The sequence below is a fragment of the Agromyces binzhouensis genome (genome assembly GCF_042672355.1).
In the GTDB taxonomy this organism is placed as follows: domain Bacteria; phylum Actinomycetota; class Actinomycetes; order Actinomycetales; family Microbacteriaceae; genus Agromyces; species Agromyces binzhouensis.
On the sequence record NZ_JBHXVJ010000001.1, the window covers coordinates 723,895 to 750,132 of the forward strand.

The following is a 26,238-nucleotide window of genomic DNA, read 5'->3' on the forward strand; positions in this document are numbered from 1 at the left end:
GCCCGAGCGATACCCCTCGCCCGTCGCGACGGGCAGGATGGGCACATGGCGCAGGGTCCCGCGCAGCTGGTCGACGTCGACGGACGTCGGCTCCGACTGACGAGCCTCGACAAGGTCCTGTACCCGGAGACCGGCATGACCAAGGGCGAGATGATCGCCTACTACGCCGAGATCGCGTCCGTGATGCTGCCGCACGTGGCGGGCCGGCCGATCACGCGCAAGCGCTGGGTGAACGGCGTCGGCACCCCGACGCATCCGGAGCAGGCCTTCTTCGAGAAGAACCTCGAGCACGCGCCCGAGTGGATCCGCCGCGCGGTGCAGCACCACTCCGACGGCGACAAGGCGTACCCGATCGCCGACAGCCGGGCGACGCTCGTGTGGCTCGCCCAGATGGGCGCGATCGAGCTGCACGTGCCGCAGTGGCGCTTCGACTCCGCCGGCGCGCCCGCGAACCCCGACCGCATGGTGTTCGACCTCGACCCGGGCGACGGCGTCGGCCTCGTCGAGTGCGCCGAGGTCGCGCGGATGGTCCGCGACATCCTGCACCCGATCGGACTCGACCCGGTGCCCGTCACGAGCGGCAGCAAGGGGATCCACCTCTACGCCCCGCTCGACGGCGGGCAGACCTCCGAGCAGGTCTCGGCCGTCGCCCACGAGCTCGCGCGGGCGCTCGAAGCCGATCACCCCGACCTCGTCGTCTCGAGCATGAAGAAGGTCCTCCGAGGCGGCAAGGTGCTCATCGACTGGAGCCAGAACAACGCCAAGAAGACCACGATCGCGCCGTACTCGCTCCGCGGGCGCTTCCGCCCGACCGTGGCCGCGCCCCGCACGTGGGCCGAGCTCGACGACCCCGGACTCCGTCAGCTCGAAGCCGACGACGTGATCGCGATCGTCGCGGAACGCGGCGATCCGATGCTCCCGGTCGCCGAGGCATCCGCCGACGGGCCGCTCAGCACCTACCTCTCGATGCGCACCGCCGGGTCGACGCCCGAGCCGATGCCCGAGTCGGCGTGGGGCGTCGCGAACGACGGCGACCCGCGCTTCGTGATCCAGGAGCACCACGCGCGGCGCCGGCACTTCGACCTGCGACTCGAGCGCGATGGCGTGCTGAGGAGCTGGGCGGTGCCGAAGGGCGTGCCGGAGGACACCGGCACGAACCACCTCGCCGTGCAGACCGAGGACCATCCGATGGAGTACCTGGTCTTCGAGGGCACCATCCCGGAGGGACAGTACGGCGCCGGATCGATGACCGTGTGGGACACCGGCACCTACGAGACCGAGAAGTGGCGCGACGACGAGGTGATCCTCACGCTGCACGGCAGGGTCGGCGGGCCCCTCGGGCGCGTGCGGCTCGCGCTCATCCGCACCGGGGGAGACGGCGAGAAGAGCCAGTGGCTGCTGCACCGCATGAAGGAGCAGCGCGCCGGGCCCGTCGAACCGCGCGGGGCGGATGCCGCGGCCGCGCCTGCCACGACGGAGGCACGGTCCGCGGGGCGGCGCGACGCCGGAGCGGTGCTGCGCGACCCCGTGCCGAAGCCGATGCTCGCGGTCCCCGGCACGGCAGGCCTCGTCGCGGGCGACGACTGGGCGATCGAGTGGAAGTGGGATGGGATCCGCGTGATCGCGCGCGTCGACGACGGCGTCGTCCGGCTCGTGAGCCGCAACTCCATCGACCGGACCGCGACCTATCCCGAGCTCGCGGGCCTCGCGTCCGCACTCCGTGCTGACGCCGTCGTCGACGGCGAGATCGTCGCGCTCGATGAGGAGGGACGCCCCGACTTCGGCCTGCTGCAGCGGCGGATGAACCTCGGCAGGCCGCGCGAGATCGCCACGGCCGCGGCATCCGTGCCGGTTCGACTGCACCTGTTCGACGTGCTCGAGGTCGCGGGGACCCCGACGGTCGACGAGCCGTACATCCGCCGGCGCGAACGGCTCGAGCGCCTCGTGCGACCGAACGCCGAGGCGCCCGTCGACGTCCCGCCCGTCGTCGGACTCGACGCGGTGGCGGCGCTCGAGGAGGCGGAACGGCTCGGACTCGAGGGCATCGTCGCCAAGCGGCGCACCTCGCGCTATTCGCCCGGCGTCCGAAGCGACGACTGGGTCAAGGTCAAGCTCTCGCAGACGCAGGAGGTCGTCATCGGCGGGTACCGGATGGGGGAGGGGACACGGGTCGGCCGCATCCGCTCGCTGCTCGTCGGCGTATCGACCCCCGACGGGCTGCGATACGCGGGCCGGGTCGGATCGGGCCTCCGCGAGCGCGAGACCGAGAGGTTGCAGGGAGTGCTCGACGGACTCGCGGTGGACGCGTCGCCGTTCATCGAGGTCCCGGCGGCCGATGCCGCGGACGCCGTCTGGGTCCGGCCCGAGATCGTCGGCGAGATCGGATTCGGGGAATGGACGCGCACGGGGGTGGCGCGGCATCCGCGGTGGCGAGGGCTCAGGCCGGACAAGTCACCCGAGGACGTGCGGTTCGAGGCCGGAACGGGTGCGGGAGACCTGGCTGGGAGTGGCCCGTGAGGTCGCGGTCACGGGGGATTTCGCCGGTACCCGCGTGGGGGTTAGTGTTCTGCCGTGGGAACCCTGTATTACGGCGACGCCGGAACGCCGATCGAGATCGACGACCGCGCACTCGCCCACCTGAAGATCGCCATCACGACGAAGCTCCGTCGCAACGAGAGCTTCACCCTGTCATGGCGTCACGTCGACGGTTCGACGCGCGGCCGCAGTTCGCTGTGGCTGCACCCCGCGATCCCGCTCCGGTTCGTGTTCGAGACGCCTGAGGCGGGCGAGCTCGACCGGGAGTGGATCGAGGACCTCATGCGCGGTGCGAACTCGGGCGGCGGCATCGTGCTCGACCTCGAGCGCACCGACGCCGGGCAGCGCCCGGGACCGAAGCCCGTCGAGGCCGCCTAGCGGTCGAGTTCGGCCGGCGCCGTGCTCAGCGGCGCCGCAGCTCGCCGGCCGCCGGGCAGTCGAACGGGTCGCGGGCCGCGAGGCCGACCCGGTTGAGGTACCGGACGACGATGCCGTACGAGTCCACGAGCGTCGTCTCGGTGTAGGGGATGCCGAGTGACCGGCAGTGCTCCCGCACGATCTCGCGTGCTCGCCCGAGGTGCGGTCTCGGCATGCTCGGGAAGAGGTGGTGCTCGACCTGGTGGTTGAGGCCGCCCATGAGCGGGCTCGTCCACCGGCCCGTGATGTTGCGGCTCGTCAGCACCTGCTTGCTCAGGAAGTCGAGCTTCGCGTCGGCCGGGACGATCGGCATGCCCTTGTGGTTGGGTGCGAACGAGGCCCCCATGTAGACGCCGAAGACGGCCAGCTGCACGCCGAGGAACGCGAAGGCCATGCCGAGCGGCAGCGCCCAGAAGACCACGGCGACGTAGGCACCGAGCCGCAGCGCGATGAGCGTGAGCTCGAGGGCGCGGCCCGGGATCGCTCGACGCTCGAACAGCGATCGGATCGAGGTCACGTGCAGGTTCAGGCCCTCGAGGAGGAGCAGGGGGAAGAACAGCCAGCCCTGGCGACGGGTGATCCAGCCGATGAGGCCGCGCTGGCGCGCCGCGTCCTCCTCGATGAACGAGATCGTGTCGAACTCGATGTCCGGGTCCTTGCCGATCCGGTTCGGGTTGGCGTGGTGGCGCGTGTGCTTGGTCATCCACCACTGGTAGCTGATGCCGACCATGACGGTCGCGACGAAGCGCCCCACCCGGTCGTTGGCCCGGCCCGAGGTGAGCACGGCGCGGTGCGACGCCTCATGGGCGAAGAACGCGAACTGCGTGAAGATGATGCCCAGCGCGGCGGCGATGAGCAGCTGGTACCAGGTGTCGCCGAGCAGGACGAATCCGGTGATCGCACCTCCCAGCGCGAGGACGAGGCCGCCCACGAGCAGTGAGTAGAAGACCGGCGTGCGGCGGAGCAGCCCGCTCTCCTTGATCACCTGGGAGAGTGCCGCGTAGCTCTGGGTCACGCCGGGACGATCGCCGCGCGGCTTCGTGGAGCGGATCGCACCGAGGTGCGATGAGGGGATGAGTGAAGTGCTGATGATCCGGCCCGTCGTCGTCGACTTCCCAGCCGGTGTGTTCACGGGCATCCGCCCGCTGTCGATATCCCAAGCGTACGGGCGCATATGTACCGCCGGACGTACGTGGGGGCGATACCCAGCAGACGCACGGTCGGCGTGCGGATCACCCGACGTCGTCGACGAGCAGTTGCAGCAGGGCGCGCTCGCGGCCCCCGCCGAGGCGGGCCAGCCGGCCGTGCTCGTACGCCTCGACGACGCGCGGGTCGACGTAGCTCGCCTTCGCGATCGCGGGGGTGTTGCCGAGGACCTCGCTCGCGCGCACGATCGCCTCGCGGACCGCGGCGGCACGCGCCCGGGACGTCGCGGCGGTGCCGATCTCGGCGAGCCGGTCCGCGGCGGCGATCGTGCCGCGCAGCGTCCGGAAGTCCTTCGCCGTGAAGTCGCCGCCCGTCCGCGATCGGATGTCCTCGTTGACGTCGACCGGGCCGAGCGGTCGCATCCGCCGTCCCTCGGTGAACGCGTACAGCCGCGCGCCGGGCGAGCGCCCGGACATGCCGTCCACGAAGGCCGCGAGCCCCGCATCCGCGAGCACGACCTCCTGCGCGACGCCCCCCTTCGCGCGGAACCGGAGCCGCACGGCGTCCGAGCCGTCCAGGTGCGCGTTCCGCACGAGCAGCGTCGTCAGCCCGCGGCTGCGGGCCTGCGCGAGCGACTCCTCCGACCCGATGCGGATGGCGCCGAGGTCGAGCGTGCGGAACGCGGCGGCCAGCACCCGCTCGCGCAGCAGTTCGTCGCGCGCCAGGTCGCGACGGACGCCGCGGCGCGCGGCGGGAAGCACCCCGGCGAGCGCAGCCATCCGCTCGAACTTCTCCGCGTCCTGCCGCTCGCGCCAGACCGGGTGGTAGAGGTACTGGCGACGGCCGGCGGCGTCGACGCCGACCGCGAGGATGTGCGCGTTCGGCGCCTCGGAGATCCACACCTCCGTCCACGCGGGCGGGATCGCGAGATCGGCGATCCGGTTCCGGTCGGCACGATCGGCGAGCGAGCCGTCGGCGTGCCGGTACGTGAAGCCCCGGCCGCTGCGTCGGCGCGTGAGCCCCGGCGACGCGTACGGTTCGACGCGTCGCAGTCGCGGCATCCGTCGCCCCTCAGTGGTTGCGGAGGGCGTCGATGAGTTCGCCCTTGCGCATGTCGCTGTAGCCCGTCAGGCCGAGCTCCTTGGCCCGCTCCTTCAGCTCGGGCACGGTCCAGTCGTCGTAGCTGCCGGACCGGCCGCCCGCGCGGCCGACCGAGCTGCGGCCGCGGGCCGCGGCCGCGTTCGAGATGCGGGCCGCCTTCTCCTTGGAGGCACCGTCGTCCCGGAGCTCCTCGTAGAGCTCCGGGTCCTTCAGCGAGTTCTGCCCTCGTCGGTTGCCGGGCATGTCCTGCTCCTTCCCCTCACCGCCTCAGAGCGGCTTGCCCCCCGTGACCGGGAGGATCGCCCCGGACGTGAACGACGCGTCATCCGACGCGAGGTAGACGTACGCGCCCGCCAGCTCGGCGGGTTGCCCGGCGCGACCCAGCGGCGTGTCCTGCCCGAACCGGGGGAGCTTGTCCGGCCATCCCGTCGACGGGATCAGCGGCGTCCAGATCGGCCCGGGGGCGACCGAGTTCACGCGGATGCCGCGCGGCCCGAGTTCCTCGGCCAGGGCCTTCGTGAACGCCACGAGCGCCGCCTTCGTCATCGCATAGTCGACGAGTCGCGAGGAGGGGTCGAAGCCCTGGATCGACGACGTCGTGATGATCGACGAGCCGGCGTCCATGCGCGGCACCGCCGCACGGGCGAGGAAGACGCTCGAGTAGAGGTTGACGCGCATGACCTCGTCGAAGTCGTCGGTCGGCACCTCTTCGATGCCGCCGCGGTCGCGCTGGTGGGCGGCGTTCAGCACGAGCAGGTCGATTCCGCCGAACGCGTCGCAGGTCTGCCGGACGAGGTCCGCGCAGTGCTGCTCATCGAGGAGGTCGCCGGGGAGGAGTTCCACCTGCTGCTCCGCGTCCCGGACCCAGAAGGCGGTCTCGTCGGCGTCCTCCTGCTCCGAGGGCAGGTACGAGATCGCCACGTCGGCGCCCTCCCTGGCGAACGCGATCGCGACGGCGCGGCCGATCCCGGAGTCGCCGCCGGTGATGAGCGCGCGACGCCCCGACAGTCGCCCCGAGCCGCGGTAGCTGTACTCGCCGTGGTCGGGCTGCGGGGTCATCCGCGGGGTCATGCCGGGCGGAAGCTGCTCCTGCTGGGGGAACGGCTCCGCCGTGTGCTTGGTGGTCGGATCGACCAGGTGGTGATGCACCGGGACCTCCTCATTCGAATGTCCGTGCGGTCACGCTACGCGCGAGGGCCCGCTGGGCCGAGGGGGTTGACGGGCCGGGCCTGAGGTGGGCGGAAGCGGGGTAGCCTCGTCGCCATGGGAATCCTGTACTACGGGAACGCCGTCACGCCGATCGGGATCGAGGACCGGGCGTTGGCGCATCTGCAGGTCGCGGTGGTCACGAAGCTCCGGCGGGGCGAATCCTTCACGGTGTCGTGGGAGCACCCCGAGGAGCAGCCCGAGGGGCGCAGCACCCTGTGGCTCCACCCGAACATCCCGCTCCGGTTCGTCTTCGACGACCCCGAGCCGCCCGAGCTCAGCCGGTCCTACCTCGAGGAGCTCATGCGCAGCGCGAACTCGACGGGCGGGATCCAGCTGGTGCCCGAGCAGATCGACCCCGAGTCGGTCCCCGCCGACGGCGCCGACGGGTCCGACCTCCCGGACGACTAGGGGCGGAGGTCCGGGTCCTGGCCGACGACGCCGTCGGAGTCGGACGCTCCGGTTCCGGTCGTGGCGGCCGCCGCGCCGCCGCCGTGCACCTCGCCGCGCCAGGTCCCGGTCGGCACCTCGCGCGACTCGATGAACTCCTTGAACCTCCGGAGGTCGTGGTCGACCTGCCGGTCGTCGAAGCCGAGCGCGGCCCCGGCCTCCTCGACGAAGCCCTGGGGCTCCCACTCCAGCGTCACGTCCAGGCGGGTCCGGTCGGACGAGACCGGGCGGAAGACGACACGACCGCGGTGGTCGACCTCGGCGGTCGTGCTGTGCCAGGCGACGTGGTCGTCGGGGACCTGGTCGGAGACGTCGGCGTCGAACTCCCGGGTGACGCCGCCGATCGACACCACCCAGTGGGTCGTCACGTCGTCGACCTGGCGGATCGCGTCGACGCCGCTCATGAACTCCGGGAACGTCTCGAACTGGGTCCACTGGTCGTAGGCCACGCGAACCGGGACGTCCACCTCGATGTCGGCGGTCACGGTCGTGCTCATGGTGATCTCCCTTCCGGTCGTCGGCGCGCGGATGTGCGCCGGGCGGCCACGGTACGCACGCTGAGACCTGCGGATCGAGGGGTTGCCGCCGGCGGGCGCGGCTGTTATCACGGAGTGAGGCGGTCCACGACGTGGGGTCGCCCCGGATCGGAGGAGACGTGGGGTCGCCCCGGATCGGAGGAAGGGGGCCGAGCCATGGGCGAGCGAGCCGTCCCGATCGAGGACTGGTGGCCCCGACTCTCGATCGCGGGCAAGCACGCGATCCTCGCCGATCTCGCGGCGCCGCTCGACGACGGAGTGCGTTCGGAGATCGTCGAGCTCATCGGGCGATCCGCGCCCGAGCGGCTGAGCGAGCGCGAGGTCGACTTCATCCGCACCCAGACCGAGTTCGTCGACTGACTCGACCGCGGCCCGCGCCGACGGGACTCAATCGAAGTCGAAGGGCTCGTTCTCGTCGGGCTCGGGGACGTTCTGCAGGCCGCTCGTGCTGTTCGCGGAGAGGAGCATCTGCTCGATCCACAGGCGGTTGAGCTTCGGCGGGCGGTTGCCGCTGAACACGAACTGCAGTGGGACCGACTCGTGGAGCCAGAGGGTGGTGCGGCCGCTGCCGTGCTCGATCCCGTGCTCCCAGGTCATGGCGAAGCTCTCGGACCGACGCAGCTTGTTGATGATGGCGACGCGCAGGTGCGCGAGCGTGCGGTCCTCGATCTCGATCTCTCGGTTCGAGGAGTTGTAGATGAGCTTGCCCATGGCGGAATGCTAGTGCCGCTCGACGCCCAGTGGAGCCACGCGTTCCGATCCCGGATGTCCGGCGCGTCCGATTCCGGGAGCCCGCCGCCCGACGCGCCCGGCCGGACGCGCTCGATTGGCGTGCGGGCGCGACGTGGGATAGAGTAACCGGGTTGCCTGATGAGCCGAGAGGTTCCGGGCGACATCCCATGCGCCCGTAGCTCAATGGATAGAGCATCTGACTACGGATCAGAAGGTTGGGGGTTCGAGTCCCTCCGGGCGCGCAGGGTGAAGCCCCGGCTCCGCAGAACCAGCGGAGCCGGGGCTTCTTTCGTCGGCGACGCGGTGGCCTCGCCCCGGCTGCTCAGAACCGCGGCGGCTCCTCGGCGGGGCGCACCCGCAGCCACGCGACGTGGCAGGGCTCGAGCACGATGCCCCGCTCGAGCGAGACCCGCCGGTCGGTGATCAGCTCGTGCGCCTCGGGCGCGAACCCCGAGAGCGTGAGCGCGTCGATCGCGGCCGGTGCGTCGCCGACGTTCGCGAGGCAGAGCACGGCGGCCGTTGCCCCGGGGCGCTGGAACCCCAGGACCGTGGCGTGCTTCGGATCGAACGGCACGAGCCGCCCGCCCGCGAACTCCGCTGTTCCGCGTCGCACCCGGATGAGCCGGGTGAGTCCCGCGTACACCGCGCCGGACGGGGTGTCGCGGTCGTGCCGTGCGGCATAGGCGTCGGCGGGGCGGCGCGGCCGGTTGACCCAGCGACTGTCGTCGGCGAGCGCTGGGTCATCGACGTAGGAGTAGTCGTTCAGCTGGGCGACCTCGTCGCCGAGGTAGACGAGCGGGATCCCACCGGTCGAGAGCGCGATCGCGTGGGCGAGCAGCACGCGGTCGACGCCGTGCGGGTCGCCCGCCTCGATGCCCGCGAGCGAGGCCGTCGTGCCGGCCACACGAGCGTCGCCCGTGCGCGGGTTCTCCTGGAACGGCACGCCGCGCGCGAAGCTGCCGGGGAAGCGGTTCACGTAGAACGCATTGAGGAACCGGCGATGGTCGAAGCCGTCGATGCCGAGCTCGGCGGCGTCCTCGTCCGCGAAGGTCCACCCGATGTCGTCATGGCCGCGCACGTAGTTGACCCACGCGCAGCCGTCGGGGATCGCGTGCCTGCGTTCGAGCGCCTGCGCGAGCATCCGCGGATCGCGGGTCGCGAGGGCCTCCCAGGTCAGCGCCATCTGGAGCGGGTTGTACGACAGCTGGCACTCGGCCGGCGAGATGTACTCGACGACCTCGTCGGGATGCACGATCGCCTCGGACTTGAACAGCAGGCTGGGCGCGGCGATGCGCAGCACCGCGTTGAACGCCTGCAGCAGCAGGTGCGCCTCGGGCAGCGACTCGCACGGGGTGCCGAGCCGCTTCCAGATGAACGCGACCGCGTCCATGCGCAGCACGTCGACCCCGAGGTTCGCGAGGAACAGCATCTCGCCGGCCATCGCGCGGAACACCGCCGGGTTGGCGTAGTTGAGGTCCCACTGGAACGAGTGGAACGTCGCCCAGATCCAGCGGCCGTCGGGCAGCTGCACGAACGAGCCCGGGTGGTCGTCGGGGAAGATCTCGCGAACCGTCCGCTCGTACGCGTCGGGCATCGTGCGATCGGGGAAGATCAGGTAGAAGTCCTCGTGGGCCGGATCGCCCGCGACCGCGCGCCGGGCCCAGTCATGGTCGGACGCGGTGTGGTTGAAGATGAAGTCGAGCACGAGCGAGATGCCGTTCGCCCGGAGTTCGGCGGCGAGATCGCGCAGGTCGTCGATCGTGCCGAGGTGCGGCGCGACCGCGCGGTAGCTCGACACCGCGTATCCGCCGTCGGAGTTGCCCTCGGGGACGGCGAACAGGGGCATGAGGTGGAGGTAGGTCAGGCCGAGTTCGACGAACTCGGGGATCCGCGCCCGGATGCCGGCGAGGTCGCCCGCGTACCGGTCGACGTAGCAGACGCCGCCGAGCATGCCGTTCGACAGGAACCAGGTCGAATCCTGCTCCCGGCGCGCATCGGCCGCCTTCAGGTCGGTCGGGCGTTCCGACCACGATTCCGCCGCATCGGCGACCACGCCGGCGAGCACGTCGAGGGCGTCGTCGCGCTCGCCGTAGAGACGGTGGAACAGCCCGTGAAGCACCGGGAAGGCGGAGGAGAGGCGACGCTCGAAGTCGGCGTCGAGGTGGGCGGATGCCGCGGGATCCACAGGGCGGATCCTGGCGAGGTCGACGTCGGCGTCGGTTCCCATTCGTGCCATACGCCCAGCCTGCACCATCCGCGCCGCTCCCGCCGGGGATCCGTATGCCCTTGCCCCCCTCTCGCTCGCATGCCACCATCCCCAGAGGGGGAAGGGACGACGCATGGCGAAGCGGTACCCGGACATCAGCGACCACGGCCTCATCGGCGACCTGCAGACGGCGGCGCTCGTCTCGACCGACGGCACCATCGACTGGTTCTGCAGTCCGAGGTTCGACGCCCCGAGCGTGTTCGGTTCCCTCATCGACGCCCAGAAGGGCGGCTTCTTCCGGATCCGCCCGATCGGCATGGAGTACGTCACCCGGCAGCTGTACCTGCCGGACACCGCCATCCTCATCACCCGCTTCCTCACGGACGCCGGCGTCGGCGAGGTGATCGACTTCATGCCCGTCGCCGAGGGGCCCGCGACCGACCGGCACGCCATCGTGCGGATGGTGCGCGTCGTCCGGGGCGAGATGACCTTCGAGGGCGAGATCCAGCCGCGATTCGACTACGGCCGCGCACCGCACCGGTTCGTGCCGTCCGGCCCGGGCGCGAAGTTCGTCTCCGACGACCTCGTGCTGACCCTCCATCGGGTCGGGGACCCGATCCTCCACGGCGACGAGCGGGCCGGGAAGGTCGAGGTCGTCGACGGGGGCGTCGAGGTCACCATCACCCTCCGTGCCGGTGAGCTCACCGGCGTCATGCTGGAGTCCGGTGACGTCGATGCGCGCCAGATCAGCGAGGACGAGCTCATCGGCACGTTCCTCGAGACGCGACGCTACTGGCGTCGGTGGAACGACCGCTCGACGTACACCGGACGCTGGCGGGAGATGGTCGCCCGCTCGGCGATCACGCTGAAGCTCATGACGTACGCGCCCACCGGCGCGCTCGTGGCCGCGCCCACGACCGGGCTGCCCGAGCAGATCGGCGGCGAACGCAACTGGGACTACCGCTACACGTGGATCCGGGACGCCTCGTTCTCGGTCTACGCACTGCTCAGCCTCGGCTACCAGGACGAGGCGGAGGCCTTCGTCGGCTGGCTGCTCCAGCGGATCCACGAGGGTGTGGGGTCCGGCGCGGCGCCCCTTCGGATCATGTACCGCGTCGACGGTTCGTCCGACCTCGACGAAGAGGCGCTCGACCATCTCTCCGGGTACCGGAAGTCCCGGCCGGTCCGCGTCGGCAACGGCGCGTCGGACCAGCTCCAGCTCGACATCTTCGGCGAGGCGATGGACTCGATCCACCTCGCCGACACGCACGGCCTCGAGCTCCCCCACGCCGGCTGGATGAAGGTCCGGCAGATGCTCGACTGGCTCTGCGACCACTGGGACACGCCCGAGGAGGGGATCTGGGAGACCCGCGGCGGGCCCCAGAAGTTCACCTACGGGCGCTTCATGTCGTGGGTGGCGCTCGATCGCGGCATCCGCATCGCCCAGTCGCACGGCCGGCCCGCGTCGATGACCCGCTGGGTGCACGAGCGCGACCGGATCTACGAGCGGATCATGGAGTCCTTCGACCCCACGCGTGAGGCCTTCGTGCAGCACGACGGCAGCGACGTGCTGGACGCCTCGCTGCTGCTCATGCCCCTCATGGGCTTCATCACGCCGCGCGACCCGCTCTGGATGTCCACGCTCGAGGCGATCGACGAGGCGCTCGTCTCGGACAGCCTCGTCTACCGGTACGATCCGGCGGCCGCGCCCGACGGGCTCAGGGGCTCGGAGGGGACGTTCACCCTGTGCTCGTTCTGGTACGTCGACGCGCTCGCACGCTCCGGCCGCCTCGACGAGGCGCGTCTGGTGTTCGAGAAGATGCTGACCTACGCCAACCACCTCGGCCTGTACGCCGAGGAGATCGGCCTCACGGGAGAGCAGCTCGGGAACTTCCCGCAGGCCTTCAGCCATCTCGCGCTGATCAACGCGGCGGTCAACCTCGACTACCAGCTCGACCACGGCTCGGGCGACGTCGAGCCGGTGCTCCGGCGTGGCCGACGGATCGACTGACCGCCCCGCGGTCGGGCGGTCGTCCCGGTCCGAGGGGCCGCCGGATGTCGCGTGCCCGCGCTCGGCGCCTGTGAATCCGCCATGGATCCCCGTTGTCCCCCGGACGCGGCCTTCGGCGGGACGGATCCCTCCCGCTAGGCTCTCACCGGTCAGATTCCCGAGATCGAGAGTTCGACTATGAGGGGTGCGAGCGCCGCTGCGACCGGCCAGGCGCCGGTCGCCCGTCGCGCTGCCCTCGTCTCGGCGATGGTCGCGATCGCCGTCGCCGTCGCCGTCGCGGCCGCGAGTCGGCTCGTCCAGCTCGTCCCCCACTCGCACGCGGGAGGACACGGAGTCGGGCATGTCGTCGTCGACGTGCTGTGCCTCGCCGTCGCGGTCCTCGTCGCCCTGCTCCTGCTCGTGGCGCTCGCGGTCGCCTCCGTGCCGGCGCGGCGTCGCGCCGGGCGCGCACGCTGTCCCCTGCCGCAGGCGAGCCCGCAGATCGGTGCGTTCGCGAACGCGGCGGTCTGGGCGACGATCGCCGCGCTCGCGGTCGGCAGCTCCGCCGGGGCCTTCGACGGGTTCCCGGGCGGCCACCTCGCCGCGTGCGCCGCGCTCGCGGGCGGGCTCGGGGCCACGACCGGTGCGGTCCATCGGCGTGCCCACCACCAGTCCGTGTACCGGTCGTTCAACGTCGTCGCGATGCTCCTGGCGGCCGGATGTCTCGCGAGCATGAGCCTCACGGACACGGGCGAGTGGTGGGTGCGCAACTTCAGCACGCTCGGGACGTCCGACGACGTCGCCGCCGTGTGGTTCAACGCCGGCCTCGTGCTCTCGGGCGGGGCGATGGCGGCGATGGCCGGTCGGCTCGTCCGGGGGCTCGCACGCCCCGAGTACCGGGCGCGCCGCGGCGCGCGCACCGTCGTCCACGCGCTCGTCGGCATCATCGGCTTCGCGCTCGCCGGCGTCGGACTCGTGCCCATCGACGCCGACGAGACGCTGCACAACGTGTTCGCCAGCGCCGCCGGCGCGGCGTTCTTCCTGCTCGCCGCCGGGACGCCCTGGCTGGTGCGGCGCATGCCGCGCAGGCTCGTCGCGACGTCGGTCGCAGCACTCCTCGTCGAGGTGGCGGCGTGGGTGGTCTACGACGGCCTCGGCTGGTCGTCGCTGACCGTGTTCGAGGTCGTCGCCTTCGCGCTCGTGTTCGTCTGGCTCATCGCCCTGGTCGTCACGACGCATCCCGAACGCGTCGACGCGCCCGCCCTCGCGGCGGCGGTCGGCGGGCTCGTCGCGGCGCCCACTCGCGGCGCGCTCGCGTTCGGCGACCGGGTCCGCACGACGTCGATCCCGACGTTCGCGTTCACCGGAGCTGCGCCGCCGGGAATGCATCCGAGCCTGGCACGTTCCACCTGATGAGCCTGCGGGCCGAGCGGCCCGCGAGGAGAGGAGATCCCGTGACCGACGACGATGTCGAGATCGTCCGCGACGACGAGGCGAGCCGCTATCGGCTCCTGCTCGGCGGTGGCCAGGCGGGCTTCGCGAAGTTCCGGGCCAGTCCCGGCCGGATCATCTTCACGCACACGGTGGTCGATCCGGCGTTCGAGGGCCGCGGCCTCGGTTCGATGCTCGCGAAGTGGGTCGTGGAGGATGCGATCCGGCGCGGCGAGCGCATCGTGCCGCGCTGCCCCTTCATCGCCGCGTGGCTGCGCAAGCATCCGGGCTACGAGGAGTCGATCGACTGGCCCGGCGGGCAGCCGGTCAACGCCTGACCGGGACCGAACCGGAACCTCGCGTCCGATCCGTGGCCCCCGCTCTGGGGCACTGCCGCTGTCTCGGCGAAACGATACGATTCCTCAATACCCGAGTCGGGGCCCGACCCGACAGATCGCTGCACCGCGGCGAATGCGACCGGATTTCCCAAGCACGGTCGCTCGGGAGGTGGCTCGCCGAGCTCAGTTCGGGTCGCTCGGCGGGGAGGGCCTCCTGTGAGGCCGCGGTGGGGCGGGAGGTAGGGTTCCCGTCCCACCGTCATGCCCGCCGTCAGGTCCCGCGCGTCCCGGAAAATGAGGACTATTCATATTCCGTGAAGGGGAGTAGGACAGGAGCGGAGCATCCGTTCGCCGGTGCGTGCCATCCTCCGGTGCGGGTGAGCCGCCGAGCACATCGCTCGGCCCGACCGGGCGACGGCGGACGGAGGATCGACTGCCGCGCCCCGAGGCATCCGGGGGGATGACATGCCGTCGATCAACGTCATCGGGATGGGGCGCGGCCACGGACTCGGGGCCGTTCGCACGATGCCGGAGTTCCGGGCTCACGTCGAGGCGAGCCCGCTCACCGAGGCGCAGCGGAGGACGCTCGTGGATCAGGCGGAGATCCTGATCGAGGGGCTCTACGTCCACCTGCCGCTCAAGCGCGCGATGCACGCCGTCGATCCGCTCCAGAGCCTGCGACTGCTCCGATCCCGGCTGCCGATGCTGACCGAGGCGGAATTCCACATCTCGCTGCAGCGCGTCTTCCTCGGCCTGCGCGACCTGCACACGAACTACATCCTCCCCGACCGCTACGTCGGCTTCGCGTTCCTCGGCATCCTGGTCGAACGCTGCGTGGAGGGCGGTCGGCCGCAGTGGATCGTCACCAAGACGTTCGACCATCTCACCGGCGATCCCGACCTGGTCGTCGGCGCCGAGGTCACGCACTGGAACGGCACGCCGATGGCGATCGCGGTCGAACGCAACGCCGCCCGCGAGGCCGGCAGCAACAAGGCGGCGAGCCTCGCGCGTGGCCTGGAGAACATGACGATCCGACCGGTGCGGATGTCGCTGCCGCCGGACGAGGACTGGGTGGACCTGACGTACCGCGTCGGCGCCGTGGAGCACGAGACGCGCCTGCCGTGGCGGGTGTTCGAATCCTCGACGGACCTGGGTGGAGGCGATGCGAGTGCCGAGCTGCCGACGGGGATCTCGTCGCCGTCGTCGCACCTGATCGGGCTGGACCTGAAGACCGAACTCAGCCGCCAGGTCAAGCGGCGGCTGTTCGCCCCGTCCTCGCTGAAGGAGGAGGCGCGGGTCGAGCGCAGCGCGCTCGACGTTCCGCGAGCCACCAAGGCGCAGCAGGAGGCCGGCATCGTGCCGACCAACCGGCCGACCGAACTCAAGGCCCGAACGGTCTCGACGGCGAGCGGGACGTTCGGCCACCTGAGGATCTACACGTTCTTCATGGAGGATCGCAACATCGCGGCGTTCATCGAGGAGGTCGCGCGGCTGGCCGCCGTCCTGCCGAAGGACGGCCTGATCCTCGACGTCCGCGGCAACGGCGGCGGCTTCGTCATCGCATCCGAGTTCCTGCTCCAGTTCTTCACGCCACGGCGGGTCCGGCCCGAGCCGATGCAGTTCATCAACACCCGGCTGACCGCGGACCTCTGCGGCCGGGTGGCCGACTACCGCGACTGGAAGCCGTCGATCGACGAGTCGATCACGACGGGGGCCCCGTTCTCCCGCGCGCTGCCGCTCTATCCCGAGGACGTCGTCAACAGCGTCGGCCAGCTCTACCACGGTCCGGTCGTGCTGATCACCGACGCCCTCTGCTACAGCGCGACCGACATCTTCGCCGCCGGATTCCAGGACCACGCCATCGGACCCGTCCTCGGCGTCGACGAGAACACCGGCGCGGGGGGCGCGAACGTGCTGACCCACGAGGCCCTGCGCGCGGACTGGTCGGGCGGCCCGCTGCGACCGCTGCCATCGGGTGCCGCCTATCGCGTGTCCCTCCGGCGCTGCCTCCGGGTCGGCGACCGCTTCGGTCAGCCGGTCGAAGATCTCGGGGTCGTGCCGGACGAGTCCCACCAGCTCACTCGGAGGGACGTGATGGAGGACAACGTCGACCTCATGGAGGCCGCAGGGAGGCTGCTGGCCGGCGGCACCGTCCGGGTGCTCGAGGTCGCGCTCGGCGCCCCGGCGAACGGCCGGCTCACCCTCACCCTCCAGACGGAGTCGATCGACAGCGTCGACGCCTACCTCGACGGCCGACCCGTCGGCACCACCGTCACCCCGGACGGTTCCACGGACCTCGACGTCTCCGTCGCCGGGGCGACGGCCGACAGCGTGCTTCGATTGGAGGGCTTCGACGGCGACGACCTCGTGGCGTCACGCCTGATCGCGTTGTAGCGCGCGCGGCCGCCACCGGGTCCGTCGGATCATCCGTCCGACGGGTGCGGAGTGGGCCCGGCCGGACCCTGCGCTTCGCGCAGTCGATCGCACAGCCCGATGAGCTGCCGCAGTTCGTCGTCGTCGAGGGTACCGCCGACGCGGTCGGTGATGGCCTCCATGTGGTGGATGGCGGCGCGGCGGAACTCCTGGAAGCCCTTGGCCGTGAGGTGCACGATCGTGCCGCGGCCGTCGAGGGGGTCGTCGGTCTTCTCGACCCACCCGCGCCCGGCGAGTCGATCGACGAGCCGGCTCACGCTCGGCTGCGAGATGAGGACGTGCCGATTGAGCTCCTTCAACCGGAGGTGTCGACCGGGGGCGCGCGAGAGGTTGAAGAGCACGTCGTACTCGTTGAGCGACATGACCTCGGTGGGGAATTCCGCCGAGAGTCGTCGCATGATCGAGACCTGGGCGCGGAAGAGCGCCTCCCAGGCAGCCACCGCCATCGCGCGATCCGCCAATCCAGGCTCCTCTCCTCGGACGGGCGGCGCTCAGCCGCCGATGAGACCAAGGATACGGATGCATGCACTCCCGCGGGATGCCGGGCCCGGGATGGCGCGGCCGGGCCCCCTCAACTGGGGGCGGACACGGTTGAGGGCCGGTCGTAGAGGCTGACGACCGGCCCTCTCCCTTGCACCAAGAGTGTCCTGCAATCACATTCCGCACCGGCCGCCACAGCAAACAACCGGTGCGCTACGAATATATAACGGATCGATAACGGGCGCTAGTGGAATGTGCCCCGAATGCGGGACTTCTTCCGGATCAGAACACGTCGGGGCTCGGCGTGGAGGCCTGGCGGATGGAGACGTCCGCATGCCGGTCGAACCGGTAGCCGACGCCGCGCACCGTCCGCACGATGTCCTGGTAGTGCGCGAGCTTCGAACGCAGCCGGCGGATGTGCACGTCGATGGTGCGCTCGTTCGGAATCTCGTCGTCGCCGGCCCAGAGTCCGTCGATGAGCTCGTGGCGGTCGATGGTGCGACCCTCGCGCAGCACGAGGTACTGCAGGAGCTCGAACTCCTTGTAGGTCAGGCCGGCGGGCTCGCCGTCGAGCAGTACGCGCTTGCGCGAGATGTCGATGATGACGCCGTCGGGGTGGCGATCGGCGTCGTCGCTGAGGCCCTGCTCCTCACGCTGGCGGGCGAGCGCCGCCGGGTCCTGCAGTGCGAGACGGACGACATCGACGTCGCGACCGCCGGCGCCCTCGGGTGCGAGGGCGACGGCCGCGTAGGTCTCGGCCGAGGGGGCGAGCTCGGTGGTGAGGGTGCGGAGCGCCTCGACGATGCGGTGCAGGCTCGTGCCGTCGGCCGCGGCCTTCAGCTCGTCGATGCCGACGTAGAGGACGAAGCCGCGCGCCTCGGTGCCCTCGGGCACGGCGCGGACCCTCGGGACGGCCGGAGCCGCGGGCACAGCGGTCGGAGTGACGGTGGCGCGGGGCGCGGCCGCGGGGGCCTCGGGTCGTGCGGCGACCGGCTGGGGCCGGAACGCGGCCGGGTGCGTGGGACGGGCGGCCGGGTGAGCGGTGCGGACGGCGGGAGCGAGGGTGGGAGACATGGCGGATCCTTGTGCTGAAGATGCGTCGACGGCCCCGTCGCAGCGGGGTCGGAGCGAATGGCCCGATCGGGCCGGGGAGAACCCGATCAGGGAAGTCGGGTTCGACGGAGCCGTTCCGATCGGGGTGGGATCGGTCGCGTGCTCGGCGGGGGTTCGCTGGTCAGCGGCACATTCGACAACACATGGGCGCACGCGCCGGCATCATCGTGCCGGCAGTCCACTGAGCCTCGAGGGCGGTCAGGGAGCGTGCGGTGTCAGTCATGAGCGAAAGTCAAACCCACGCCCCCGGATGTGTCAAACCGTGACCCTCCGGTGACCGTGTGTGACGTCGCACGCGGTGCGCGAGGGGCGACCGCGAGAGAGGAGGACAGACGACGCCGCGGTCGCTCGCAGAAGATCCTTCGATGAGGCGCGATTTCCTCGAATCTTGCCAGATCGCTTCCGCGTCGGCGTGTCTCACAGCGAAGATCCTGCGAGGTGAGGGGTTCGTAACACGAAATGTCGGCCAGTGCCGCGCCGTGACGCGCGAGCCGCGGACGAGGTCAGACGGTGCCGTACAGGCGGTCGCCCGCGTCACCGAGGCCCGGCACGATGTAGCCGTGCTCGTTGAGCCGTTCGTCGACCGCGCCGAGCACGACCGTCACGTCTCGTCCCGCCATCGCCTCCTCGACGGCCTGCAGGCCCTCGGGCGCGGCGAGGATGCAGATCGCCGTGACATCCGTCGCCCCGCGCGCGAGCAGGAAGTCGATCGCCGCGATCAGGGAGCCGCCGGTGGCGAGCATGGGGTCGAGCACGAAGCACTGCCGACCCGAGAGGTCGTCGGGCAGGCGCTCCGCGTACGTGGTCGGCTCCAGGGTCTCCTCGTTGCGAGCCATGCCCAGGAACCCGACCTCGGCCGACGGCAGCAGCTTGACCATGCCCTCGAGCATGCCGAGCCCCGCGCGGAGGATCGGCACGATGAGCGGCTTCGGGTCGGCGATGCGCACGCCCGTCGTCGGGGCGACCGGCGTCACGATGTCGAGCGGTTCGACGCGCACCTCGCGCGTGCCCTCGTAGGCGAGGAGCGTCATCAGCTCCTCGACGAGCGAACGGAAGATCGGCGACGGCGTGTCCTGGTCGCGCAGCACCGTGAGCTTGTGGGTGACGAGCGGGTGGTCGGCAACGTGGACTCGCATAGGCTCGAGTCTAGTTGCGGGGGTTCCGCCGATGAGAAGGGGCGAACGGATGCCGGTGCAGCGCCCTGAGCACGTCGGATGGATGCGGCTCGCCCTCGCCGAGGCATCCGCCGCCCTCGTCACGGGCGACGTGCCCGTCGGTGCCGTCGTGGTCCGCGACGGCGCGGTCATCGCGACCGGGCGCAACGAACGCGAGCTCCACGAGGACCCGACGGCGCACGCCGAGCTCCTCGCGATCCGCGAGGCCGCCCGCGTCACGGGCGACCGCCACCTCACCGACTGCACGCTCGTCGTCACGCTCGAGCCGTGCGTGATGTGCGCGGGCGCGATCCTCGCCGCACGCCTGCCGACGGTCGTGTTCGGCGCCTGGGACGAGAAGGCCGGCGCCGCCGGCTCGGTCTACGACGTGCTGCGCGATCGACGGCTGAACCACCGGGTCGAGGTCTACGCGGGCATCGAGGCGGATGCCGCAGCGCGCCTGCTGCGCGACTTCTTCGAGGACCCGCTGCGCCGCCCGACCGGCGCGGGCTGAATCAGCTCGCGCGGGGCAGCTCGCCGCGTCGCGCGAGGCCCTCGACGAACTCGCCGAGGATCGCCGCGGATGCCGCCCCGGCGGTGGGTCCGCACGAGGCCTGCAGCTCGCGCATGCCGTCGACCGAGAGCCCGTACTCCGGCAGCTCGTCGCCCCAGGCGGCCAGCCAGTCCTCGTGGATCTCGCGATCGACCTCGGGATGGAACTGCACCGCGAGGAGCCAGTCGCCGCGGCGGAACGCCTGGTTGGCGTACTGGGGCGACCCCGCGAGCCGCTCGACGGCCTCGGGCAGGTCGAACGTGTCGCCGTGCCACTGGACGAACCGCACGCCGGCCGCGTGCCGCACGGGCGAGTCCTCGCCCGCGTCGGTGAGCTCGACGCCGAGCCAGCCGACCTCCTTGCGCGGGCCGCGGTACACGTCGGCGCCGAGCGCCGCTGCGAGCAGCTGCGCGCCGAGGCACACGCCGAACACGGGCGCCTCGGCGGCGATGCGGCGGCGGAGGAGCTCGATCTCGTCGGCGAGGTAGGGGTACTCGTCGGCCTGGTAGACGCCCTCGTCGCCGCCGAGCACCACGATCAGGTCGGGTGCCAGCGGGTCGACCGCGGTGACGTCCTCGTTCGGCGCGTCGAGGAACCGCACCTCGTAGCCGTGCGCCTCGAGGGTCGGCCCGAGGTTGCCCAGTCCGATCGCGGAGTCGTGGCGGAGCACCAGGGCGACGGGGCGGCCGGCCGTGCCGGCGGCATCCGTCATTCGAGGCCCTTGATGACGATCGCGTCGGTGGGCGGCGCGGTGAGGTTCGGATCGACGTAGATGTCGGGTTCGACGTAGATCACGCGCGCCGACGGCACCGCGCGCCGGATGCGCTGCTCGATGACGTTGATCGCGGTCGACACCTCGGCCAGGGTCTCGCCGCCGTGGAAGCCGAGCTTCGCGGCGACGAGCAGCTCGTCGGGGCCGAGGTAGAGGGTCTTCATGTGGATGATCCGCTCGGCCTCGGGCCCTGCGAGGATCGCCTCCCGGATCTTCGCCACGTCGGCCTCGTTCGCCCCCTCGCCCACGAGCAGGCTCTTCGTCTCGATGCCGAGGATGATCGCCACGACGATGAGCAGCGTGCCGATCATGAGCGTGCCGATCGCGTCGAAGATCGAGTCGCCCGTGATCACGGTGAGGCCGACACCCAGGAGCGCGAAGAACAGGCCGGTCAGGGCGGCGACGTCCTCGAGGAGCACCACGGGCAGCTCGGGCGCCTTCGCGCGACGGACGAACTGGACCCAGTTCTGCTTGCCGCGGATCCGGTTCGACTCCTTCACGGCGGTGCGCAGGGAGAGCGACTCGAGCACGATCGCGATGACGAGCACGAGGATGGGCAGCCATGGCACCTCGAGCTCGTGCGGGTGCGTGAGCTTGTCGATGCCCTCGTAGATCGAGAACACGCCGCCGACCGAGAACAGGATGATCGACACGACGAACGCGTACACGTAGCGCTCGCGGCCGTACCCGAACGGGTGCTCGCGATCGGCCTCGCGCTTGGCCTGACGACCGCCGACGAAGAGCAGCAGCTGGTTGCCGGCGTCCGCCACCGAGTGGACCGCCTCCGCGAGCATCGACGCCGACCCGGAGAAGAACCACGCGATGAACTTCGTCACGGCGATGCCCGTGTTCGCGAGGAATGCCGCCAGGATCGCCTTCGTGCCGCCGGATGCGCTCATGCGCCAATCCTAGGATGGCTGCCATGGCCCCCTCGCAACCCGTTGACCTGCCCGCGATCGCCTTCCTCGGAGCGGGGTCGATGGCTCGAGCGGTCCTCGCCGGACTGCTCCAGCCGCACGTCGCCGTCGACGGGATCCGAGCCACGAACCGCTCGGCATCGCGCGCCGCCGAGTTCGCCGACGAGCCGCGCGTGACGGCCTACGCGACCGAGGCGGATGCCGCGGCGAACCGCCGCGCGGTCGCCGGCGCGAAGCTCGTCGTGGTCGCCGTGAAGCCCGCGATGGTGCCAGACCTGCTCGACGAGATCGCCGATGCGCTCGAGCCCGGCACGATCGTCGTGAGCGTCGCCGCGGGTGTCACGGTCGAGACGTTCGAGGCGCACCTGCCCGAGCACGTCTCCGTGGTGCGCACGATGCCCAACACCCCCGCGGTCGTCGGCCGGGCCGTCACGGGCGTCTCGGCGGGCACGCGCTCGTCGGAGGACGACCTCGCGCTCGTCGTGTCGCTGTTCGAGACGGTCGGCGACGTGCTCGTCGTCCCCGAGTCGCAGCTCGATGCGCTCTCGACGATCTCCGGGTCCGGCCCGGCGTACGTCTTCCTGCTGATCGAGGCGCTCGAACGGGCGGCGATCGCGAAGGGCTTCACGCCCGAGCAGGCGGCCGTGATGGTGCAGGGCACCTTCCGGGGCGCGAGCGAGCTGCTCGGGGCATCCGTCGACGGGCCGGCCGAGCTGCGCCGACGCGTCACGAGCCCGAAGGGCACGACCGAGCGCGCGATCGCGGTGCTCGAGGAGGCCGACCTCGCCGGGCTCTTCGGTCGCGCGACCGACGCCGCGCTCGCCCGCGCGCGGGAGCTCGCGGCCGGAGCCTGACCGGGTCCTACCCGGCCGGTGAGACCCGCTCGAGGAGCACCATCACCTCGAAGTGCGTCGTCTGCGGGAACATGTCGAACACGCGCGCCTTCACGGGGCGCAGCGACGGCATCGCCGCGAGGTCCCTCGCGAGCGAGGCGACGTTGCATGACGAGTAGAGCACGTGCGCGGCGTCCGACCGCTCGAGCCAGCCCGCGAGCTCGGCGCCGATCCCGCGCCGCGGCGGGTTCACGACGACGAGGTCGGGGGCGGATGGCGCGGCCAGCGCGAACTCGGTCGCATCGCCCGCGGCGAAGCGCACGCGCGAGAGCGCGGCATCCGTCCGGCTCAGCTCGGCGCTCGCGACCGCCTCGACGCTCGTCTCGATGCCGGTGACGGCGGTGTCGCCGCCGGCGAGGTGCAGCGCGAAGCCGCCGACGCCCGAGTAGAGGTCCCAGGCGTCCTCGGGCGCGAGGTCGCGGATCCAGTCGCGCGCCTCGGAGTAGAGCGCTTCGGCGATCGCGGTGTTCGTCTGGAAGAAGCTCTGCGGCCGCAGGTGCATCGTCACGTCGTTGAGGCGCATGGGCAGCGTGTCGGACTCGGTGAGCACGACCTCGTCGGGGCCCTCGAGCACGGCCTTGTGGTCGGGCAGGAGGTTGGCGGTGACGACGCGCGCCTGCGGCAGCTCGGCCAAGAGGGCGGGCAGGTGCTTGCGCATGCGTCCGAGCGGCTCGGTCGAGCGGAGCACGAACCGCACCATGAGCTCGCCGTCCGGCGACTCCGTCACGATGAGGTGTTTCAGTTCGCCGCGACGGGCGCTCACGTCGTACGGGGTGATCCGGGCGAGCGAGATGAACCGGGCGAGCACCGGGAACGCCGCCCGGTGACCGGGGGAGCAGATGCCGCACGCCCGCAGGTCGACGCCGTGGCCGTCGGCGTCGAGGATGCCGATCGTCGGCGCGTCCACGGTTCCGCCGACGACCATCTTGGCCTTGTTGCGGTAGTCGCGCTCGCCGCTCGCGACCGGCGGCAGCCAGGCCGGCACGTCGAACGGGGCGAGGAGTTCCTCGGCGTGCGCCTGCTTGTCGGCGAGCTGCACCGGGTACGGGCGCCCCATGAGCGAGCACGACCGGCATCGCCCCGCGTCGAAGTAGGCGCAGTCCACCCGTCAAGGCTACGCGGATGCCGCGGGGCGGGCGGCTCAGCCGTCGGTCGTGAGCTCGCGCCGTCCCATCGCGACCACCGCCACGGCGATCGCCGCAGCCGAGACGCCCAGCATCCAGAAGCCGCCCGTCCAGTCGACCTCGCCGCCGACGGGCAGCGGCGCGTGGGCGAACGGCGACAGGTCGTGCAGCCAGTCGGGCAGGCCGAGGATCTCGCCGAAGATGCCGAAGAACGCGCCGGCGGCGAGCAGCGCCCATCCCACGGGGATGGTCAGCCTCGGCGCCAGGACGAAGACGAGCAGGCCCAGGCCGAGGAAGACGAGCGCGGCGGGCGCCTGGGCGAGGGCCGACTTCAGCGCGTTCTCCGCCGACGCGGCGGGGTCGTCCGCCGCGAGCGAGCCGAGCAGCGCACCGACCGCCGCGAGCACGAGGACCAGGAGGATCGCCAGCGCCCCGACGAGCGTGTACCCGCCGAGCCAGGCGCGGCGCGGCACGGGCGCCGCGAGCACCGGCTCCGCGGAGCCGTGGGCCTCCTCGAGGCGCGCGCGCATGACGGCCTGCAGCGCGGCCGCGGCCGCGAGGATTCCCACCATGGAGAAGAACGTGACCGTGAACGCCTCCTCGAGCGACGCGCTCGGGCCGGCGACCTGCCGGAGCGTCTCCGCGATCGCCGGCGCATCCGTGCCGATCCGGTCCACGAGCGGCGTGAGCGTCGTCGCGAGCGCACCCGCGAGCACGGCGCCGACGGCCCACGAGGCGATGGCGCCGACGTTCAGGCGCCACGCGAGCCCCACGTGGCCGCGCAGCAGCGGTCCGGCCGTGGCGCGCCCGGCACGCCCAGGCAGGAGGCTGGCCCCGCTGTCGCGCGCGGACTGGAACACGAAGACCAGTCCGATGAGCACCACGGCCAGTCCGACCGAGAGCAGCAGCGGCGCGAGGTCGTTCGCATCGAACGGCTCGGTGCGCTGCGCCCACCCGATCGGCGAGAGCCGGCTCGGCCACGCCGGGGTGCGGACCAGCCCGTCGTCGGACGACTCGCCGAGCGCGTCGCCGAGACCGCGGAGGAGGTAGGCGGCCAGCACGAGCGCGACCGACAGGGCGTTCGCACTCCGCGACGTGCGGAACAGCTGCGCCGCGACGAGCCCGATCGCGAGGAAGGCGACGCCCGTCGCGCCGACCGCGAGGCCGGCGACCGCCGAGCCGCCGGCATCCAGCCCGCTCGCCAGGAACGCGAGGGCGACGGCGATCGCGAGGAGCAGGTTCGCCAGGACGCCGTGGACGACGGTGGCCACGGTGGGGAGGGTGCGCGCCGCCGGGGTCGCGGCGACGAGCTCGGCACGGCTCTGCTCCTCGTCGCCGCGGGTTTGCCGCACCGCGAGGAACGTGCTCATCAACCCGGCCATGAGGGCGAGGAAGGCGAGGATGAGGAACACCGCGAACTCGCCCTCGCCCGCGCCGTTCGGCGTGCCGCGGAAGATCAGGATCGCCGGCGCGACGATCGTCAGGCGCAGGATGGACTCGCGCTCGGCCTCGTCGCCGAACGTGCTGCCGACCGCGGAGGTCGCCATGAACGCGAGCCCGGCCGTGCCGAGGATCCACAGCACCAGCTGGAACCGGTCGCGACGCGCGCGCTGCGCGACGAGCGGGAGCAGCAGGCCCACCGGGCTCACCTCGAGGACCCGGCGCCGGCCGTCGGTGCCGAGTGGGCGGCATCCGCCATCGCCGGATCATCGCCGTAGTGGCGCAGGAAGAGCTCCTCGAGGGAGGGCGGGGCGACCGTGAGCCCCTGGACCCCGAGCCGCCCGAGTTCGGGCAGCAGCGCCGCGACGCGATCGCTGTCGGCCGTGAACTGCACGCGCCCCGCGCTCACCACGATGTCGTGCGCGCCCTCGAGCGACTCGACGGCCGACTCCTGGCCGGGCACGTGCGCGAAGGCGACCGAGGAACGGGTCAGGTGTCGCAGCTCGGCGAGCGTGCCCGTCTCCACCCGACGCCCGGCTCGGATGATGCTCACGCGATCGCAGAGGGCCTCGACCTCGGAGAGGATGTGGCTCGACAGCAGCACGGTCGCGCCGTCCGCCGCGACGCGGGCGATCTCGCGGTTGAAGACCTGCTCCATGAGCGGGTCGAGTCCGCTCGTCGGCTCGTCGAGGATGTACAGCTCGGCGGGGGTCGCGAACGCGGCGACGAGCGCGACCTTCTGGCGGTTGCCCTTCGAGTAGGCCCGGCCCTTCTTCCGCGGGTCGAGCTGGAACGCCTCGACGAGCCGCGCCTTCCGCTCGGCGTAGGCCGCCCGGTCGGCGGTTCCGCCGCGCAGCCGCGAGAGGAGGTCGATCGCCTCGCCGCCGGACAGGTTGGGCCAGAGGCTCACGTCGCCGGGCACGTACGCGACGCGTCGGTGCAGGTCGCCGGCATCCCGCCACGGATCGCGGTCGAAGAGCCGCGCCTCGCCGCCGCTCGCCCGCGCGAGGCCCAGCAGGATGCGGATCGTGGTCGACTTGCCCGCGCCGTTCGGCCCGAGGAAGCCGTGGATCTCGCCCGACGCGACCTCCAGGTCGAGCCCGTCGAGGGCGATGGTGCGACCGAAGCGCTTCTCGAGACCGCGGATGCTGATGACGGTGGCCATGGCCGCGATGGTACGCGCGTGCGACGGCGCGCCACCAGCGGCGCGCGATGCCGTGCGACGACGCGTCCCGGACGGCTCGCGACGGTGTCCTCCGGCGCCTCGCATC

General features: G+C 71.7%; 25 protein-coding genes and 1 tRNA gene. 11 read left to right on the plus strand and 15 right to left on the minus strand.

The annotated features are described in order from the left end of the window. The first annotated feature begins 45 nt into the window (after window positions 1–45). Entirely contained in the window at window positions 46–2,517 is a 2,472-nt protein-coding gene (locus ACFVHK_RS03525) for an ATP-dependent DNA ligase (RefSeq protein WP_376927606.1), read from the plus strand. A 54-nt stretch (window positions 2,518–2,571) separates the two neighbouring features. Beyond that, window positions 2,572–2,913 (plus strand): DUF7882 family protein, encoded by a 342-nt coding sequence (locus ACFVHK_RS03530; protein ID WP_376927607.1) that lies wholly within the window; start codon window positions 2,572–2,574, stop codon window positions 2,911–2,913. Window positions 2,914–2,938: 25 nt separating this feature from the next. Here the strand turns inward: ACFVHK_RS03530 and ACFVHK_RS03535 are convergent, their stop codons facing one another. From ACFVHK_RS03535 to ACFVHK_RS03550, 4 genes are all read right to left on the minus strand, one after another. After that, window positions 2,939–4,090: a fatty acid desaturase family protein gene (locus tag ACFVHK_RS03535; protein WP_129234103.1), complete on the minus strand. Its 1,152-nt coding sequence runs from the start codon at window positions 4,088–4,090 to the stop codon at window positions 2,939–2,941. A 94-nt stretch (window positions 4,091–4,184) separates the two neighbouring features. After that, on the minus strand, window positions 4,185–5,159 hold the full coding sequence (locus tag ACFVHK_RS03540) for a DNA topoisomerase IB (RefSeq protein WP_376927608.1): 975 nt from the start codon (window positions 5,157–5,159) through the stop codon (window positions 4,185–4,187). A 10-nt stretch (window positions 5,160–5,169) separates the two neighbouring features. Continuing rightward, on the minus strand, window positions 5,170–5,442 hold the full coding sequence (locus tag ACFVHK_RS03545) for a DUF7218 family protein (RefSeq protein WP_129234101.1): 273 nt from the start codon (window positions 5,440–5,442) through the stop codon (window positions 5,170–5,172). Window positions 5,443–5,466: 24 nt separating this feature from the next. Next, window positions 5,467–6,348 carry an SDR family oxidoreductase gene (locus ACFVHK_RS03550; RefSeq protein ID WP_376927609.1) on the minus strand — a complete coding sequence of 294 codons (882 nt, stop codon included), beginning with the start codon at window positions 6,346–6,348 and terminating at the stop codon, window positions 5,467–5,469. Between the two features lie 114 nt (window positions 6,349–6,462). On the opposite strand from ACFVHK_RS03550, the gene ACFVHK_RS03555 reads away from it, so the two are divergent. Beyond that, window positions 6,463–6,816 (plus strand): DUF7882 family protein, encoded by a 354-nt coding sequence (locus tag ACFVHK_RS03555; RefSeq protein ID WP_376927610.1) that lies wholly within the window; start codon window positions 6,463–6,465, stop codon window positions 6,814–6,816. Here ACFVHK_RS03555 and ACFVHK_RS03560 read toward each other — a convergent pair. Continuing rightward, on the minus strand, window positions 6,813–7,352 hold the full coding sequence (locus ACFVHK_RS03560) for an SRPBCC family protein (protein ID WP_376927611.1): 540 nt from the start codon (window positions 7,350–7,352) through the stop codon (window positions 6,813–6,815). The genes ACFVHK_RS03555 and ACFVHK_RS03560 overlap by 4 nt on opposite strands. 195 nt (window positions 7,353–7,547) lie before the next feature. Between ACFVHK_RS03560 and ACFVHK_RS03565 the strand changes: the two genes are divergently transcribed. Further along, window positions 7,548–7,751 carry a hypothetical protein gene (locus ACFVHK_RS03565; RefSeq protein WP_376927612.1) on the plus strand — a complete coding sequence of 68 codons (204 nt, stop codon included), beginning with the start codon at window positions 7,548–7,550 and terminating at the stop codon, window positions 7,749–7,751. Window positions 7,752–7,778: 27 nt separating this feature from the next. On the opposite strand, the gene ACFVHK_RS03570 is transcribed toward ACFVHK_RS03565, so the two are convergent. Then, a complete protein-coding gene (locus ACFVHK_RS03570) occupies window positions 7,779–8,102 on the minus strand; it encodes a DUF7882 family protein (protein WP_129234097.1) in 324 nt (107 codons plus the stop codon). A gap of 190 nt (window positions 8,103–8,292) precedes the next feature. Between ACFVHK_RS03570 and ACFVHK_RS03575 the strand changes: the two genes are divergently transcribed. Continuing rightward, a tRNA-Arg gene (locus ACFVHK_RS03575) sits at window positions 8,293–8,365 on the plus strand. A gap of 80 nt (window positions 8,366–8,445) precedes the next feature. On the opposite strand, the gene ACFVHK_RS03580 is transcribed toward ACFVHK_RS03575, so the two are convergent. Next, on the minus strand, window positions 8,446–10,359 hold the full coding sequence (locus tag ACFVHK_RS03580; protein ID WP_376927613.1) for an alpha-amylase family protein: 1,914 nt from the start codon (window positions 10,357–10,359) through the stop codon (window positions 8,446–8,448). 103 nt (window positions 10,360–10,462) lie between these two features. On the opposite strand from ACFVHK_RS03580, the gene ACFVHK_RS03585 reads away from it, so the two are divergent. The 4 genes from ACFVHK_RS03585 to ACFVHK_RS03600 all read left to right on the plus strand — a co-directional run bounded on the left by ACFVHK_RS03585 (window position 10,463) and on the right by ACFVHK_RS03600 (window position 16,482). Next, window positions 10,463–12,340, plus strand: coding sequence for a glycoside hydrolase family 15 protein (locus tag ACFVHK_RS03585; protein WP_376927614.1), 1,878 nt, complete (start codon window positions 10,463–10,465; stop codon window positions 12,338–12,340). Between the two features lie 177 nt (window positions 12,341–12,517). Further along, a complete protein-coding gene (locus ACFVHK_RS03590) occupies window positions 12,518–13,732 on the plus strand; it encodes a DUF998 domain-containing protein (RefSeq protein ID WP_376927615.1) in 1,215 nt (404 codons plus the stop codon). Between the two features lie 41 nt (window positions 13,733–13,773). Then, window positions 13,774–14,088, plus strand: coding sequence for a GNAT family N-acetyltransferase (locus ACFVHK_RS03595; protein ID WP_376927616.1), 315 nt, complete (start codon window positions 13,774–13,776; stop codon window positions 14,086–14,088). A 465-nt stretch (window positions 14,089–14,553) separates the two neighbouring features. Beyond that, window positions 14,554–16,482: a S41 family peptidase gene (locus ACFVHK_RS03600; RefSeq protein ID WP_376927617.1), complete on the plus strand. Its 1,929-nt coding sequence runs from the start codon at window positions 14,554–14,556 to the stop codon at window positions 16,480–16,482. A 29-nt stretch (window positions 16,483–16,511) separates the two neighbouring features. Here the strand turns inward: ACFVHK_RS03600 and ACFVHK_RS03605 are convergent, their stop codons facing one another. From ACFVHK_RS03605 to upp, 3 genes are all read right to left on the minus strand, one after another. Next, complete coding sequence (locus ACFVHK_RS03605; protein ID WP_376927618.1) at window positions 16,512–16,967, minus strand: MarR family winged helix-turn-helix transcriptional regulator; 456 nt, start codon at window positions 16,965–16,967, stop codon at window positions 16,512–16,514. 316 nt (window positions 16,968–17,283) lie between these two features. Next, window positions 17,284–18,075, minus strand: coding sequence for a winged helix-turn-helix domain-containing protein (locus tag ACFVHK_RS03610; protein WP_376927619.1), 792 nt, complete (start codon window positions 18,073–18,075; stop codon window positions 17,284–17,286). A 542-nt stretch (window positions 18,076–18,617) separates the two neighbouring features. Then, window positions 18,618–19,250 (minus strand): uracil phosphoribosyltransferase, encoded by a 633-nt coding sequence (upp, locus tag ACFVHK_RS03615; RefSeq protein WP_376927620.1) that lies wholly within the window; start codon window positions 19,248–19,250, stop codon window positions 18,618–18,620. A gap of 49 nt (window positions 19,251–19,299) precedes the next feature. Between upp and tadA the strand changes: the two genes are divergently transcribed. Further along, window positions 19,300–19,782: a tRNA adenosine(34) deaminase TadA gene (tadA, locus tag ACFVHK_RS03620; protein ID WP_376927621.1), complete on the plus strand. Its 483-nt coding sequence runs from the start codon at window positions 19,300–19,302 to the stop codon at window positions 19,780–19,782. A 1-nt stretch (window position 19,783) separates the two neighbouring features. Here the strand turns inward: tadA and ACFVHK_RS03625 are convergent, their stop codons facing one another. Further along, a complete protein-coding gene (locus ACFVHK_RS03625; RefSeq protein WP_376927622.1) occupies window positions 19,784–20,533 on the minus strand; it encodes a glutamine amidotransferase-related protein in 750 nt (249 codons plus the stop codon). Further along, window positions 20,530–21,492, minus strand: a complete 963-nt coding sequence (locus tag ACFVHK_RS03630; RefSeq protein ID WP_376927623.1) for a cation diffusion facilitator family transporter — start codon at window positions 21,490–21,492, stop codon at window positions 20,530–20,532. The genes ACFVHK_RS03625 and ACFVHK_RS03630 overlap by 4 nt, the downstream gene beginning before the upstream one ends. A 23-nt stretch (window positions 21,493–21,515) precedes the next feature. On the opposite strand from ACFVHK_RS03630, the gene proC reads away from it, so the two are divergent. Continuing rightward, window positions 21,516–22,364: a pyrroline-5-carboxylate reductase gene (gene proC / locus ACFVHK_RS03635; RefSeq protein WP_376927624.1), complete on the plus strand. Its 849-nt coding sequence runs from the start codon at window positions 21,516–21,518 to the stop codon at window positions 22,362–22,364. Between the two features lie 7 nt (window positions 22,365–22,371). On the opposite strand, the gene rlmC is transcribed toward proC, so the two are convergent. From rlmC to ACFVHK_RS03650, 3 genes are read right to left on the minus strand one after another with little or no spacing between them, the layout of a single operon-like run. After that, window positions 22,372–23,508, minus strand: coding sequence for a 23S rRNA (uracil(747)-C(5))-methyltransferase RlmC (rlmC, locus tag ACFVHK_RS03640; protein WP_376927625.1), 1,137 nt, complete (start codon window positions 23,506–23,508; stop codon window positions 22,372–22,374). Between the two features lie 36 nt (window positions 23,509–23,544). Further along, window positions 23,545–25,167, minus strand: coding sequence for an ABC transporter permease (locus ACFVHK_RS03645; protein WP_376927626.1), 1,623 nt, complete (start codon window positions 25,165–25,167; stop codon window positions 23,545–23,547). A 5-nt stretch (window positions 25,168–25,172) separates the two neighbouring features. Then, the gene (locus ACFVHK_RS03650) at window positions 25,173–26,132 is read right to left on the minus strand and encodes an ABC transporter ATP-binding protein (RefSeq protein WP_376927627.1); all 960 of its coding nucleotides are present in this window, start codon (window positions 26,130–26,132) and stop codon (window positions 25,173–25,175) included. Window positions 26,133–26,238 lie beyond the last annotated feature (106 nt).